The sequence below is a fragment of the Jeotgalibacillus aurantiacus genome (genome assembly GCF_020595125.1).
In the GTDB taxonomy this organism is placed as follows: domain Bacteria; phylum Bacillota; class Bacilli; order Bacillales; family Jeotgalibacillaceae; genus Jeotgalibacillus; species Jeotgalibacillus aurantiacus.
This window is the reverse complement of sequence record NZ_JACNMS010000002.1, coordinates 290,296-304,620: the sequence shown is the minus strand read 5'-3', so window position 1 is coordinate 304,620 and position 14,325 is coordinate 290,296. Positions and strand designations below refer to the sequence as shown.

At 42.0% G+C, this 14,325-nt stretch carries 14 protein-coding genes and 1 riboswitch; of the genes, 3 read left to right on the top strand and 11 right to left on the bottom strand.

The features are described 5' to 3' along the window. Positions 1–56: 56 nt before the first annotated feature. The 4 genes from ribH to ribD are packed head-to-tail and all read right to left on the bottom strand — an operon-like array spanning position 57 to position 3,486. A complete protein-coding gene (gene ribH, locus H7968_RS06320; RefSeq protein WP_134371444.1) occupies positions 57–527 on the bottom strand; it encodes a 6,7-dimethyl-8-ribityllumazine synthase in 471 nt (156 codons plus the stop codon). 12 nt (positions 528–539) lie between these two features. After that, complete coding sequence (locus H7968_RS06315; protein WP_227395362.1) at positions 540–1,733, bottom strand: bifunctional 3,4-dihydroxy-2-butanone-4-phosphate synthase/GTP cyclohydrolase II; 1,194 nt, start codon at positions 1,731–1,733, stop codon at positions 540–542. 12 nt (positions 1,734–1,745) lie between these two features. Then, positions 1,746–2,393, bottom strand: a complete 648-nt coding sequence (gene ribE, locus H7968_RS06310) for a riboflavin synthase (RefSeq protein ID WP_227395361.1) — start codon at positions 2,391–2,393, stop codon at positions 1,746–1,748. Position 2,394: 1 nt separating this feature from the next. Continuing rightward, entirely contained in the window at positions 2,395–3,486 is a 1,092-nt protein-coding gene (gene ribD, locus H7968_RS06305) for a bifunctional diaminohydroxyphosphoribosylaminopyrimidine deaminase/5-amino-6-(5-phosphoribosylamino)uracil reductase RibD (protein WP_227395360.1), read from the bottom strand. A gap of 119 nt (positions 3,487–3,605) precedes the next feature. After that, positions 3,606–3,743, bottom strand: a riboswitch (FMN riboswitch). 146 nt (positions 3,744–3,889) lie between these two features. Between ribD and H7968_RS06300 the strand changes: the two genes are divergently transcribed. Beyond that, positions 3,890–5,014: an amidohydrolase gene (locus H7968_RS06300; protein ID WP_227395359.1), complete on the top strand. Its 1,125-nt coding sequence runs from the start codon at positions 3,890–3,892 to the stop codon at positions 5,012–5,014. A gap of 370 nt (positions 5,015–5,384) precedes the next feature. Beyond that, complete coding sequence (locus tag H7968_RS06295) at positions 5,385–5,939, top strand: GNAT family N-acetyltransferase (protein WP_227395358.1); 555 nt, start codon at positions 5,385–5,387, stop codon at positions 5,937–5,939. Positions 5,940–5,972: 33 nt separating this feature from the next. Here H7968_RS06295 and H7968_RS06290 read toward each other — a convergent pair whose 3' ends face one another. The 6 genes from H7968_RS06290 to H7968_RS06265 all read right to left on the bottom strand — a co-directional run bounded on the left by H7968_RS06290 (position 5,973) and on the right by H7968_RS06265 (position 11,969). Further along, positions 5,973–6,620 carry an SDR family oxidoreductase gene (locus H7968_RS06290; protein ID WP_227395357.1) on the bottom strand — a complete coding sequence of 216 codons (648 nt, stop codon included), beginning with the start codon at positions 6,618–6,620 and terminating at the stop codon, positions 5,973–5,975. A 172-nt stretch (positions 6,621–6,792) separates the two neighbouring features. Continuing rightward, complete coding sequence (locus H7968_RS06285) at positions 6,793–7,869, bottom strand: undecaprenyldiphospho-muramoylpentapeptide beta-N-acetylglucosaminyltransferase (protein WP_227395356.1); 1,077 nt, start codon at positions 7,867–7,869, stop codon at positions 6,793–6,795. A 74-nt stretch (positions 7,870–7,943) separates the two neighbouring features. Continuing rightward, complete coding sequence (locus tag H7968_RS06280) at positions 7,944–9,404, bottom strand: phytoene desaturase family protein (RefSeq protein WP_264476652.1); 1,461 nt, start codon at positions 9,402–9,404, stop codon at positions 7,944–7,946. Beyond that, positions 9,401–10,486, bottom strand: a complete 1,086-nt coding sequence (locus H7968_RS06275) for a glycosyltransferase (protein ID WP_227395355.1) — start codon at positions 10,484–10,486, stop codon at positions 9,401–9,403. Before H7968_RS06275 ends, H7968_RS06280 begins: the two co-directional genes overlap by 4 nt. Next, positions 10,483–11,217 carry a lysophospholipid acyltransferase family protein gene (locus H7968_RS06270; protein ID WP_227395354.1) on the bottom strand — a complete coding sequence of 245 codons (735 nt, stop codon included), beginning with the start codon at positions 11,215–11,217 and terminating at the stop codon, positions 10,483–10,485. Before H7968_RS06270 ends, H7968_RS06275 begins: the two co-directional genes overlap by 4 nt. After that, complete coding sequence (locus H7968_RS06265) at positions 11,214–11,969, bottom strand: carotenoid biosynthesis protein (protein ID WP_227395353.1); 756 nt, start codon at positions 11,967–11,969, stop codon at positions 11,214–11,216. The genes H7968_RS06270 and H7968_RS06265 overlap by 4 nt, the downstream gene beginning before the upstream one ends. Before the next feature lie 95 nt (positions 11,970–12,064). Here H7968_RS06265 and H7968_RS06260 point away from each other — a divergent pair, with 95 nt between their 5' ends. Continuing rightward, positions 12,065–13,432, top strand: coding sequence for an MATE family efflux transporter (locus H7968_RS06260; protein ID WP_227395352.1), 1,368 nt, complete (start codon positions 12,065–12,067; stop codon positions 13,430–13,432). Positions 13,433–13,476: 44 nt separating this feature from the next. On the opposite strand, the gene H7968_RS06255 is transcribed toward H7968_RS06260, so the two are convergent. Continuing rightward, complete coding sequence (locus H7968_RS06255; protein WP_227395351.1) at positions 13,477–14,256, bottom strand: SDR family oxidoreductase; 780 nt, start codon at positions 14,254–14,256, stop codon at positions 13,477–13,479. Between the last annotated feature and the right edge of the window lie 69 nt (positions 14,257–14,325).

Below are 14,325 nucleotides of genomic sequence, written 5' to 3'. Positions count from 1 at the left end.
ATCCTTAAGCAAAAGGATGATACCTGCGCTAATCTTCATATTAATTATTTTTTCCGTTATACATCCATTCTCTTAAACAGACTTGCCATTTCAATCGCAGCCGTTGCTGCTTCCCAGCCTTTATTTCCTGCTTTTGTACCTGCACGTTCAATTGCCTGCTCAATGGTATCTGTTGTTAATACACCGAAAATAACAGGCATGCTTTCATCAAGCGCAATTTTGGCAACGCCTTTTGACACTTCATTACTCACATATTCAAAGTGAGGCGTTGCACCTCTGATCACTGTTCCAAGTGTGATGACAGCATCGTATTTACCTGAACGGGCAAGGCGCTGGGCTACGACAGGGATTTCAAAAACACCAGGTACCCATGCTACAGAAACATCCGCTTCTTCTACACCGTGTCGTTTCAGTGCATCCTCTGCGCCGCTAAGTAATTTCCCTGTGATAAATTCATTAAATCGGCTGACAACGATCGCAACCTTTAATCCTGATCCTGATAAATGTCCTTCAAAAACTTTTTTCATCCTGTATTCCTCCTATAAGTTAAGCATATGTCCGAGCTTTGTTTTTTTCGTTTCAAGATATTTAGCGTTTTGCTCTTTTGTCGGCATCTGAATGGCAACTCTCTCCGTCACTTCAAGGCCGTAACCTTTAACACCGGCGATTTTACGCGGATTATTCGTTAAGAGCCGCATTTTTGTCACACCTAAATCCTTTAGAATTTGTGCCCCGATTCCATAATCACGCAGGTCAGCTGCGAATCCGAGACGATGGTTGGCTTCTACCGTATCCAGCCCTTCTTCCTGAAGCTTATATGCTTTCAGTTTGTTGACTAGACCAATTCCACGGCCTTCCTGTCTCATATACAGTAAAATCCCGTTACCTTCGCGTTCTATCTGAGATAGAGCAGCATACAGCTGGGGACCGCAGTCACAGCGGTTTGATCCGAAAACGTCACCTGTCAGGCATTCGGAATGAACGCGGACAAGCACCGGTTTGTCAGGTGAGATCTCACCTTTTACTAAAGCGACATGCTCCTGTCCGGTTAAGATTTCAGTGTAAGCCACTGCTTTGAATTCCCCGAATTCTGTTGGCATCGACGTTTCAACTTCTTTTTTCACGAGCTGTTCTTTATTTCTCCGGTATGAAATCAGGTCTTCAATCGTGATCATTTTTAAATCGAATTTCTCGGCGATTTTTTTCAGCTCCGGAACGCGTGCCATTGTCCCGTCTTCATTAATGATCTCACAAATAACGCCGGATGGTTTAGCGCCAGACAGGACAGCCAGATCAACAGCAGCCTCTGTATGTCCGGCGCGTTTTAATACGCCGCCTTTTTTGGCTACCAGCGGAAAGATGTGACCCGGACGCTTAAAATCAGCCGGATTTGCAGCTGGGTTAATCAGCTCCCGTACCGTCAAAGCTCTTTCAGGCGCGCTGATCCCCGTTGTTGTCTCCTTGTGATCAACGCTGACTGTAAATGCAGTACCGTGGGCATCTGTATTCGTATCTGTCATTGGCTTGAGCTGCAATTCATTTGCTCGCTCTTCTGTGACCGGTACACATACCAGACCTCTGCCTTCCGTAATCATAAAGTTAATCATTTCAGGTGTTGCCATTTCTGACAAACCGATAAAATCTCCTTCGTTTTCACGGTCTTCATCATCCACAACAATGACCGGCTTTCCATTTTTCAAGTCCTCAATGGCTTCTTCAATCGTATTAAACATTTAGCTGCCCCCTCACATATACCCGTTATTTCTTAAAAACGCCTCGTCTATTCCTTTTTTCTGCGGCGTTTCAGCAGGGTTCATTAAATTCTGAATATATTTTGCAATCATATCACATTCAATATTTACAAGGTCACCAGGCTTTTTTGACGCAACGATTGATTCTTCAGCTGTTTGTGGAATGAGCGAAATCATGAACGCTGATTCCTTTACATCAAAAATCGTTAACGATGTTCCGTCAACCGAAACCGAGCCTTTCATCATAAAGTATTTCATCAGATGCTCAGGTGCCTGAATGTAAATATAGAGCGCATTATCAACTTTTTCTATGCTCGAAATCGTCCCGGTTCCGTCAATATGACCTGATACAAAGTGACCGCCGAACCGGCCGTTCGCTGCCATTGCCCGTTCAAGATTTACTCTTGATCCGGTTTTCAACTGGTGGAGTGTGGTCGATTTCATGGTCTCAGGCATTACATCAGCTGTAAAATACTGATCAGAAAAACTCGTGACTGTCAGGCAGACGCCATTGATCGAAATGCTGTCACCAAGTTTCGCATCCTCAAGTATCTTTGAACAATTAATGGTTAAAACCATTGATTTTGCACCTTTTTTTATGTTCTTAATTGTTCCAATCTCTTCAATCAGACCTGTAAACATCTTATTCGGTCTCCTTTAATACTGCTGTAATTTTAAGGTCAGGGCCCAGTTTTATCACATTTTCAAACTCCAGCTCATAAGCCTGGTTCATATGTTCAATGCCAACACCTGCAAATGTTGTTAACGCTTCTTCACCTGTAATGATTTTAGGTGCAATGTACGTAATCACACGATCAGCAAAACCGGATTCGAGGAAGGATGTGTGAACATTGGCTCCACCTTCAACATATACTGAATGAATCTGCATACCGTGGAGCACCTCCATGACCCTGCTGATCGAAATCGAGGGTTCATGTAAACGTACGACACTCACATGAGGATAAGCTGTCAACTGTTTTTCCTTCTTAATAGGCGCATCTGAACTGCAGATGATCAGCGTGTTTGCACTGCTTCCCTGAATCAGCTTTGCATGTTCCGGCGTACTCAAGTGATGATCGAGCACGACCCTAACCGGGGATACACCTCCACCGGTAAGCCTGACAGTAAGTGACGGGTCATCCTTTTTGACTGTATTTACTCCGACCAAAATTGCATCATGCAAATGACGGTCCTTATGCACATCCTCTCTGGCCAATGAACCGGTAATCCACCTGCTGTTTCCCTTTTTAGTGGCCGTTTTGCCATCAAGTGAGACGGCAGTTTTCAGCGTGACAAAGGGTCTTCTCTTTTTCATTGAGAAAAAGAAAAATTCATTCAGTTTATCCGTTTCTTCCTCACATATCCCGGTGATGACTTCTATTCCGGCATCCCTGAGTTTTTTAATCCCTTTTCCACTTACCTGCGGATTTGGATCTTTACTTCCTATGACGACCGTACTGAGTTTACTCTCAATAATCAGCTCTGCGCATGGTGGTGTCTTACCGTAATGTGAGCAAGGCTCAAGTGTGACGTAAATGGTCGCTCCTTCCGCCTGATCACCGGCCTGCCTGAGCGCGTTCACTTCCGCATGCCCTTCACCAGCTTTCAAATGAGCCCCCATTCCGATAACTCTGCCATTCTTAACAACAACACTGCCTACTGTGGGGTTGGGAGATGTCTGTCCCTGAAGCGCTTCAGCCATACTGATCGCCATTTTCATCCACTTTTCATGCATACCCTTACACCTCCCGAACAACGGTCTTTAAAATAATAAAAAAGACCCCCTTTTTAAAAAGATGGGAGTCTTGAGCATACTCAAATAAGCGTTTCAGATACTTAGTTCTGAAAAACGCATGTTCCTTTCTCCCATCCAGACTTTAACTGTCGGCTTTGGAATTTCACCAAATCCACCGGTAGCACCGGGTCACGGACTGAGGACAATAATCGCCCATCACCGCCGGTAGGGAATTTCACCCTGCCCCGAAAGGTTCGATATTGAACTGTTTCTTTATTATGTCTGATTCATAAGCATTTTGTAAAGGAATGAGATTTATTTCAGTTATTTTATTTCATGACTGACTTTTCGCGGCTCTGTCTTTCAAGTAAACTATTCTAAAAGACGTGCGGAGGGCATAAAAATGAAACTGTTGTTAAAAGATGCATTAGTCTACCCTATTACATCACCAATGATTCAATATGGAGATGTCTTAGTTGAAGATGGAATCATTACGAAGATTGCTGAAGAAATTCAAAAAGAAGATGATTTTACCGTCTATGACTGTTCGGGATACCATCTGACACCTGGATTGATTGACGTTCACACTCATCTTGGATTATATGATGAAGGAACCGGCTGGGCCGGTAATGACGCAAATGAATCTATAGAACCGATGACTCCTCATATCAGAGCGATTGATGGTGTTTATCCACTGGATGAAGGTTTTTTCAATGCAAGATCCCATGGCGTAACAACGGTGAATGTACTGCCGGGAAGTGCCAATGTGATCGGCGGCATAACAGCTATTATTAAAACAAGCGGCAAAACCGTTCAGTCCATGATTGTAAACGATACATCAGGATTAAAAATGGCGCTTGGGGAAAACCCTAAACGGATGCATTCTAACGGGTCAAATGATTCCATCACAAGAATGGGGATCATGGGAATGTTAAGAGAACAGTTCCATCACGCAAAACATTTTGATCAGACGAATGATCTCAGGCTGACTTCCCTGCAAAAAGCTTTAAAACGCGAAATTCCGGTGCGAATCCATGCTCACCGTGCAGATGATATTGTCTCAGCAATCCGGCTGGCTGAAGAGTTCAATTTAGACCTCAGAATTGAACATTGTACGGAAGGCCATTTAATTACTGAGGAGGTTAAGAGATCAGGAGCACAGGTCTGTATCGGCCCTACTTTTACAAGAAAATCAAAGGTTGAGCTGAAAAATAAGTCCTGGAAAACGTATCAGATCCTTGCTGATGCGGGAATTGATATTTCTATTACAACGGACCACCCTTATACACCGATTCAGTATTTAAATGTTTGTGCTGCCATTGCAGTGAGAGAAGGTTTGCCAATTGAAGCTGCGCTTAAAGCAGTGACGCTTGGCCCTGCGAAAAATCTTGGTATTGATCACCTTGTGGGAAGTATTGAGATCGGAAAAGAAGCTGATCTTGTCCTGTGGAGCCAGCACCCGCTTCACTTCATGGCAAAACCTGTTTTTACAATGATTAAAGGAAAAATGGTTTACCAGGCAGAATAAAACAACTGCAACATTACTTTTCCGCAATAATGGAAAAAGCATTTTTGAAGGATAACAATTTATCCGCAAAAAATTTACGAAAAAAAGACAAAAATCGTGCAAAAAAACTATAGTCAAAAAGAAAAAAATTTTGTATGATTTATATGCAAATATGTAGAACGAACTGAACAAGTTTACAATACAATGATGCCATGAGACTGTTAAGAGAGTCTTTAATGGAGGGAAGGCAAATGGTGCGCCACCAGCTTTTTAACTGGTCCTAGTGGGTTCGATTCCCACCCCGAAATTTTTTATGTACGTTATGAAAAATTTCGAGGGTGGTGTTCGCAGATCCTGACTGGATACTGCCCTTTTGAGGAGGGGTAAAACCATGATTAAAAAGCGGGAAGTTCATGAAAGCCAAGCGCTTTTTGAACTGATGTCGCATCCTGAAGTCTTCCCTTTTGTGCGTCAGAAGGCGTATTCTTCAGATGAGTTAATGTTTATGACAAAGCAGACGATTGAGTCTGAAGAAAGAGGAGAATTGATTTCCCGTACGATTACAGATGAATGGGGAGCCCCGATTGGTACGATTAATCTGTATGATATTCAGGAAAACAGCGGCTTTCTTGGAACATGGATCGGAAAACCATACCACGGAAAGGGCTATAATCAGCCGGCAAAGGATGCATTCTTTCAGGAGCTCTTCTATGAGCTTGGAATCGAAAAAATCTACATGCGAATCCGCAAAGTAAATATCCGATCACAAAAAGCGGCAGAAAAACTGCCTTATGTCACCCTCGCAAATGAAACGAATCCTTCTCTTTATTATCAGTTAAATAAGGATGAAGATATTTATAATCTGTATGAAATTAATAAGGATATGTACACATTGCACCTTCTTCGCCAACAGGCAGAATTTCAGGAAGATGCTTTGGAAGCATAATAAAAAAGACGTGTTTAAAACACGTCTTTTTTATTATGCCCGGTTGAGGGCAGTCATCATATCAGTTTCATCGTTTAAAATTTCAACAATGCGGTTGTTTAAATTTGGATGCTCAAGCGATGCTACTAGGACATCTGCAACGTCTTCCCGTGTAATCTCTCCCTGCCGGTCTGATAATTTCTCAGCAGCTCTGATCTTGCCGGTTCCTTTTTCATTTGTTAGAAGGCCGGGTCTGATAATGGTATAGTTAAGTCCGCTGTTTATCAGATACTGATCAGCATTCTTTTTGGCTTCATAATAAATTTGCATATTCTCATCAAGGTCCAAAACAGACGGTTCATCAGCTGCAATCGCACTTAACATGACAAATTTTGAGATACCTTTCTCAACCGCGATATCAATGGCTTTCATTGCTCCTTCTTCATCTACAGACTTCGTTTTATCAGGTCCGGTATGTCCACCAGACCCGGCTGCAAAAATCACAGCGTCAACTTCATCGTAGGCACTTGAAAACTCTCCCTCCAAATCCCCGATGACAGGGAGTCCGCCAAGCTGTTCAATTCCCTGAGTCTGATCCTCGCTACGAACCATCCCTCTTGCGTAGTAACGGTTGCGTTTTGCAAGTTTATCAATCACAAGCTTTCCGGTTGTGCCATTTGCCCCAATGACTAATATGTCCATATCATTCACCTTCCTCTATTGTCTCTACAACGTACCTTCCCTCTCATCTATTTTTTAAACGGATGATGGTAAAAAGGATTTACACATTGCTGTGATTGATCAATTCAAAATCAAAAATACCCAGCCGGATTCGTCCGGCTGGGTATTCAACATTGATAAATAATCAGGAAATTTAAGCATTCACTGCTGCTAATCCCGTAATTTCATCAATCATTTGTTCAATCGTATAAGACTCAGGAGCCTGGTCCATTTTTTCAATCATGGTCCACTGCTGATCTCTCAGCTGCCTGAGTGCAGTCATAAACGTTTCAGAAGTAAGGTCTTCCTCCTCAAGCTTCAGCGCATAGCCCTGACTGACAAATGTATTGGCATTCAGGATCTGATCTCCTCTGCTTGCTTCTCTTGATAAAGGTACAAGAAGCATCGGTTTTTTCAAAGCCAGGAATTCAAAGATTGAATTAGAGCCTGCTCTTGAAACGACGAGGTCAGTTACCGCAAGCAAGTCAGGAAGCTCTTTATTCACGAATTCATATTGAATGTAATCCGGGTTTGTGATTTGAGCGATATTTCCCTTCCCGCACAAGTGAATAACTGAGTAATGTTCAGTAAGTGTTGAAAGATTTTCACGTACCGCATCATTGATTCCTTTGGCACCAAGGCTTCCACCCATCACCAGCATGACAGGTTTTGAAGAAGTAAGTCCTGTCAGTTCAAGTCCCTTTTTACGTGTGCCATCAAATAATTCTTTACGGATAATCGCACCGGCACATGTTGATTTATCTGACGGAACATGCTGCAGCGTTTCTCTGAACGTCGTATAAATTTTTGTGGCAAACGGAATCGCGAGCTTGTTGGCCAGTCCGGGTGTTACATCAGATTCGTGGATCGCAACAGGTACTCCGGCCATTTTTGCAGCCAGCAGCACCGGCACAGAAACAAAACCGCCTTTTGAAAAAATAACGTCCGGTTTAAATTTCTTAATGCGCTTGTATGCCTGCATCGTGCCTGCCAGCACACGAAATGGATCTGTGAAGTTTTTCATGGAAAAATATCTTCTCAGTTTCCCACTCGAAATGCCCTGATAATGAAGATCCGGAAAGTTTTTAGTAATAATGTCTTTTTCAATGCCATCGTAGGAGCCGATATATTCAACTTCCCAACCTCTTTTTAAAAATCCTGGTATAAGTGCGTTGTTGACAGAGACATGTCCTGCCGAACCGCCACCAGTGAATAAAATTCGCTTATTCATGTTCTTACTCCAATCTCAAAATTACTTACTTTGATTATTATACATAAGCAAGTAACATTATACGGGAAGTTAAACTACTTTTTCACGTTTTTCTTTAAAATCATGTTCGATACATTGATTCCACTCAATACAACCATTGGTGATCCGCCTCCCGGATGAGTCGTTCCACCAGTATAATAGAGATTACCAATATCCCTGCTTTTATTGCCCGGGCGAAGAAATGAATCCTTCATGGAATGAGAAGAGATCCCATAGATTGATCCTTTATAAGCGTAAAATTTGTTAGCCAGATCATCAGGTGTAAAGATTTTTTCAACCTCAAGGTGCTTCCTGATTGGAATCCCTTTACGCTCGAGCATGTCGTATATTTTATTTTTATACTGATCCGGATTCTTCAGTTTTGTTGCCGGTGCATTCACCAGAATAAATAAATTACTCCCTTTTGATACGCCGGGATCAGTCGCGGCACTGTGACTGATATAAATCGTCGGATCTTCAGGAAGCTTATTATCCTTAAAGATATCTTGAAATTCTTTCTCATAATTTTCAGGGAAAAATACATGATGGTGATGAATGGATTCATTACGTTCTTTTAATCCGGCTAAAATAACAAACGCCGAAATCGAAGGTTCGTATCCGTCCAATGTTGAATCAGGTAATGACCGTCTGTGCTTCTGCGGAATCAGCTTTTTTGTTGCAGTGACAAAGTCTCCGTTAATAATCACCTGATCAGCTTTCAGCAGCTGTCCACTATGAAGTTTAACAGAACTTGCTTTGTTACCATTCATAAGGATCTCTTCTGCTTCTGTATTCAGAAGAATCGTCCCTCCCGTTTTCCTGAATACATCTGCATACGCTTCTGCTATTTTCGGATTTCCGCCTTTTACTGTAAAAACGCCTGTATTCATTTCTAGATGTCCAATCATCCCAAACGTTGCAGGACTTTTAAAAGGTGAGGATCCAATGTAAGTGGCGTAACGGTTAAATACCTTCAGAACATCCGGATTTGAAAAATACCTGCGATGAAAATGATCCAATTTTTCAAATGGCCGGACCGAGAAAAAAGCGGAAGTCAGCCCGGGGGATAAATAATTCCGCCAGGAGGCGAATGTTCTGTGAAAAAAGCCGTTCTCTGACTGTTTATACAATCTGTTTACTTCCTTTAGATAATCCCAGTATTTATGTGCTGCCGAAGGATCCAGCTTTTTAAGCTGAGTAATCATTTCGTCAGGATGAACCGACTGAAGCAGTTTCGATCCATCAGGAAAAACATTTAATGTATGTCTCTCAAGTTTTGCAAAATGTAAGTAATCAGACAGGTCAAATTCAGTAGGATCAAGGACTGATTCAAATACCCAGGGCATCGTGATCGTATTTGGGCCAAAATCAAAAGAATAGTCACCGATCTTAACCGGCATCATTTTTCCTCCAACATGATCGTTTTTTTCAACGATCGTGACATCGTATCCGGCATTCTGGAGACGAACCCCTGCTGCTAAGCCGCCGAGGCCTGCCCCAATAATGACTGCTTTCATGATTTATACACTCTTCCTTTCCATGTGTACCCTTTATTAAGAATACTTTTCATCATTGAAGCACTGAGCAGCGCGATCAATGCAAGAGCTGAAAATGGCATCAGAATAAAATGAAACGGGCTTTGCTTTGTTGCAATGTCGATCAGAAACGTTTGTGCCCAGACCACTAAAAGCGGGATTATCCAGATATAATCACCCGTCAAGCCATATATCGCGAAAGGCAGGGGTAGAAAATAAAAGGCAAAATAAAATAGCATGACACCTGCAGCACCAGCTTTTGATTTTCCAATCCCATTAAAGACATTCTTCAGAAACCCTTCCCATACATCCTTGTTAGCGTCATACATTTTGCACGTAACACTATTTGTCACGTTTGCCAGGATGCAGCGGTAGCCTTTTTTCTTTAAGACCCTCGTTAAATGAACGTCTTCCACCAGAGAACCGGAAACCGCGCTGTGTCCACCTGAAGAGAAATAGGCACCCCTTTCAAAGAACATAAAAGCTCCGTGTGCAGCTGTGAAAGCCGGCTTTAATGTTGAGTTGGCTATCAGGTTTGGCAGGTGGAAAAAGATAAAAAAGTGCTGTAACGGAACCAGGAGTTTGCCGAGCAGCGGCCTGACCGGAAAGCGCGGAAATCCGGTAACCAATCCGGCATCATATTTTTTTTGCAGCCATAATGCCTGACTGATTGCCTCAGGTGCGACTCTGACATCCGCATCAATAAACAGAAGGTACTCCCCTTTTGCCTGTTTGCTGAGCTGGTGACAGGCGTAGACCTTGCCCACCCATGAATCGGGAAGCTCCGATCCTTCAATGACTGTAATGTTGTCTTGAAACTTTTTTAAAATGTCACCTGTTCCGTCAGTAGAATGATCATTCAAAACAACGATATCTAGATTTTGATGACTGCTATGTAAAACCGACTGAATAACCGCTTCAGCATTTTTTTCTTCATTTCTCATTGGAATTAAGACACTTACATGGTCATTGGCATTACTTTTTCTGTGCATTGAAGGCATGGTAAGAATATTAACGATAGATACGATCAGAAAAACGATCAGAATAAGCACATAAATAGTCATGACTTCTCCTTTTTGTCGGGTGACAGACGTTTGAAAAACTGCAGCCATTCACTTGCCGTCGGAAATCCTTTAAGAAAAAGGCTATAGCCTGTTATTTGTTCTTCAATTAAATCCATTCTTATCTGATCGAGCTGGCTCTCACACTCAGTTTTAAGTGATTCATTGATCTGTGCCCTGCTCATCCCGTCAAAAACCGTACTGCTGATCTCCTTACCGATTAAAATGAATAATTCTGGCCGCTGATCATGGCGAAATGTATAATACGCTGAAACCGGAATAATATCGTGTTCATCAGCGTGTTCTACTAAATAAGCCGGCCCACTCATAAAGGTCATGGGCCGCTTTTCAATATGTTCTTCCTTTCCTTGAGGAAAAATCCAGATGCTTTTTTGATCATTCAGCAAATCTTTTGCCAGTTTCAGCTGTTTGATCAGGCTCTTAGGAGAAGACGGGTCGACTGCAAAAGCACCGATTTTCGAGAAGAAAGGAAATTCCTCTACTCCCTTTCGGCTCATCATCGCATATGAGTCTTCTTTAACGACCTTTTGATTTAAATAAAATACGAGCAGTCCGTCCCACCAGCTGGAGTGATTGATCAGATATTGTTTACCACCCGGCGCTGATTTTGTGCGTTGATCCTGAATGTAAACGCGATAAAAATGTTTTTTGAATTGATAAGTCAGAAACGATGATAATACGCGTTCGGTCCTCTTTGATTTCACAGGCTTCATGAAAGCTTCCTCCTCACAAAGTAAATCAGGAGACAGACGATCAATAAACTGCTAAGTGTCACGATGACAGCTAAGTACAGTTGATATGCAAGCGCCGTAACTACAAACATGCCAATCATCATGAAATAAAGTGCCCTGATCCGTGAAGTCCAATTCGCTGGTGGTGCGTGACTGCCAATCAGGAAATAAAGGATAAACTGAATCCCGAACGACACATAAAACCAGCCGGCAAAGTTCTGATTTGGTACACCATAATATGGACCCGTTTCATCCCAGACCCAGTACTGCTTTGCCGCAACAGCTACAGGATCAATAATGAGATCCATTGTTACAGCCAGCAATGATGTGACAAATGCATAAAGTAGCGCTTTTATCAGCGTTTTTTGTTCATTAAATAAGTTGATTACAATGCTCATTGATGTAAAGATCACCATTACCCAGGCAAATCCAATTGTAATCGGCACGCCGAAAATCTGAATACCGAAATCCTGTTCATAATGATACGAGCCGAAAATCCAGCCGTATTTGACACCAAGAGATTCTGCCCACATAGTAAAAGCCATTATGATCAGACTGATGATAAACCCTTTTATTTTTCCAAGTACCGTCATGGAATAATAGATTGCCAGAATGCCTGACAAATATAAAAACACCGCATTTGCCCACTCCAGCCACGGTGGAAGCAGGTCAAAAGAAACCAATACAACACCTACTGCATACCAGACTAAAAATACTTTCCATACAATATTCATATCTTCACCATCCAATCAACGATTCCAACTACATATGAATTCTTTCTATGTTATAATTCATTTGTTTTCTATCAAATTAAAGGAGCTGATCTGAATTGGAACAAACGTTCACATTACATCAAAAAATAAAGCAGTTCTCGATTATTCTTGTTCCGATCCTGGTCACTCAGCTCGGGCTTTTTGCCATGAATTTTTTTGACACAATAATGTCAGGACAATATTCAACAGCTGATCTCGCCGGAGTGGCGATCGGATCGTCCCTTTGGATGCCGGTTTTTACAGGTCTGTCAGGTATATTATTATCCGTTACCCCTATTGTTGCCCAGCTTATGGGTGGAAAAAAAGAGAACCAGGTTCAGCACACGGTTATTCAAGGCATTTATGTTGCCCTCTTTATGGCGCTGATCATTTTAATTTTGGGCCTTTTTGTAGTAGAACCGATACTGGCATTTATGAACATTGAAGACGAGGTTAGAAGAGTTGCAGGCCTTTATCTTCTTGCTTTATCAGCCGGGATTTTCCCGCTGTTCGTTTACAACGTACTGCGCTCTTTTATAGATGCGCTTGGATTCACAAGAGTCACGATGTATGTCACGTTAATGTCTCTGCCGATTAATGTTCTGTTTAATTATTTGCTGATTTTCGGAAAACTCGGCCTCCCAGCCCTTGGAGGGGTCGGAGCCGGTGTTGCTTCTGCCATTACATACTGGCTGATCGCTGCTATTTCCATTTATATCGTTCAAACAAAACGGCCGTTTAATCTTTACAGGATTTTTAATAAAGCTGTTCCATTTGATTTTTCTAAATGGAAAGAAATTCTGCTGATCGGGATCCCAATCGGATTTTCAATTTTCTTTGAAACGAGTATTTTTTCTGCCGTCACACTGTTCATGAGTGCTTATTCCACGGAAGTCGTTGCGGCTCATCAGGCAGCTCTTAACTTTTCATCATTTTTATATATGATTCCGTTAAGTATATCTATGGCATTAACCATTGTTGTCGGCTTTGAAGCTGGTGCGAAAAGATTCAGGGATGCCAGAACTTACAGCTATCTGGGCCTGACAGTTGCTGTGACAATTGCAGCAGGCGCAGGTATTCTAACTTATCTCTTCAGGGATCAGGTTGCATCTATTTATGTAACGGATCAACAGGTGATTGGACTTACTGCACAGTTTTTATTTTTTGCTGTTCTCTTTCAGCTGTCCGATGCAGTACAGGCCCCTGTCCAGGGTATTTTGAGAGGTTATAAAGATGTTAACATTACATTAATTATGACGATGATCTCCTATTGGGTGATCGGATTACCAAGCGGCTATTTATTGGCTAACTATACAGACTTCAGTTACTTTGGTTACTGGATCGGTCTGATTGCCGGCTTAACAGCAGGCGCAATTACACTGACAATCCGAATGACCATTATTCAGAAAAAAAAGATGAAAATCGAAGGTGGGACAAAACTCTGATCAGAGTTGTCCCACCTTTTTTACGTATTCAAATCGGATGAAGATTATCGTACAGTGTCCCGAAAAACCTTCCCAAGAACATCCTTTCCTCCTGTTACAGGGATAACTGCGCCTGTAACAAAGTCAGAATGATCATCACAAAGGAATGAAATCATTCTGGCCAGATCCTCCCCGGTTCCGGGACGACCAACAGGATTTTGATGATCATCTGATTCCTGAGCGCTTTCAATCACTTTTTCTTTCCATTCCCCTGTAATATCTCCAGGACATACCATATTAGCGGTTATGCCGTTTTCAGCCTCTTCCATTGAGATGGTCTTTGTCAGTGAAACAAGACCGCTTTTTGCCGCAGCAAATGCAGACCGGTACATCCATCCTGGTGCGGTTTCGGCACGGTCAAACCCGTATGTAATGATACGTCCCCATTTCTGCTCTCTCATATGAGGAATAAAAGCTTTAGATAAATGAAAAACCGCATTAAGATTTCCATTAATCATGGTGCTCCATTCATTAAAAGAATACTCAGTCATTTTTTTCCGGTCACTGATATAAGGTCCGGCGTTGTGAATTAAAATATCAATATGAAGGTCGTGTTCTTTTATTTTTGAAACTAAAGATTCGCAACCTTTTTCAGTTGATATATCTGCTTTAATTATTTTGCATTCTTTCCCGCTTACGAGGGACAGCTTGCTGGCGAACTGTTCTGCCTGTTTTTCATCAGAACGGTAGTTCACCACGATCTGATATTTTTTTTCAGCAAATTGTAGTGCTGTAACCTTCCCGATTCCCTTTGTTCCACCAGTAATTAGAACGGTTTTTGTCATTGACGTTCACTCCATCAGCTATTGATACTTCAAGTATGAATGAAAATGTCTGAAATGCAACTTTTAACC

Bases quoted from the DNA above. Each gene is read 5' to 3' on its own strand.
- H7968_RS06315 (WP_227395362.1), bottom strand. From the start codon at position 1,733: ATGTTTAATACGATTGAAGAAGCCATTGAGGACTTGAAAAATGGAAAG.
- H7968_RS06300 (WP_227395359.1), top strand. From the start codon at position 3,890: ATGAAACTGTTGTTAAAAGATGCATTAGTCTACCCTATTACATCACCA.
- H7968_RS06285 (WP_227395356.1), bottom strand. From the start codon at position 7,869: ATGAATAAGCGAATTTTATTCACTGGTGGCGGTTCGGCAGGACATGTC.
- H7968_RS06295 (WP_227395358.1), top strand. From the start codon at position 5,385: ATGATTAAAAAGCGGGAAGTTCATGAAAGCCAAGCGCTTTTTGAACTG.
- H7968_RS06255 (WP_227395351.1), bottom strand. From the start codon at position 14,256: ATGACAAAAACCGTTCTAATTACTGGTGGAACAAAGGGAATCGGGAAG.
- ribH (WP_134371444.1), bottom strand. From the start codon at position 527: ATGAAAAAAGTTTTTGAAGGACATTTATCAGGATCAGGATTAAAGGTT.
- H7968_RS06275 (WP_227395355.1), bottom strand. From the start codon at position 10,486: ATGACTATTTATGTGCTTATTCTGATCGTTTTTCTGATCGTATCTATC.
- H7968_RS06280 (WP_264476652.1), bottom strand. From the start codon at position 9,404: ATGAAAGCAGTCATTATTGGGGCAGGCCTCGGCGGCTTAGCAGCAGGG.
- H7968_RS06265 (WP_227395353.1), bottom strand. From the start codon at position 11,969: ATGAATATTGTATGGAAAGTATTTTTAGTCTGGTATGCAGTAGGTGTT.
- ribD (WP_227395360.1), bottom strand. From the start codon at position 3,486: ATGCATGAAAAGTGGATGAAAATGGCGATCAGTATGGCTGAAGCGCTT.
- H7968_RS06270 (WP_227395354.1), bottom strand. From the start codon at position 11,217: ATGAAGCCTGTGAAATCAAAGAGGACCGAACGCGTATTATCATCGTTT.
- H7968_RS06290 (WP_227395357.1), bottom strand. From the start codon at position 6,620: ATGGACATATTAGTCATTGGGGCAAATGGCACAACCGGAAAGCTTGTG.
- ribE (WP_227395361.1), bottom strand. From the start codon at position 2,393: ATGTTTACAGGTCTGATTGAAGAGATTGGAACAATTAAGAACATAAAA.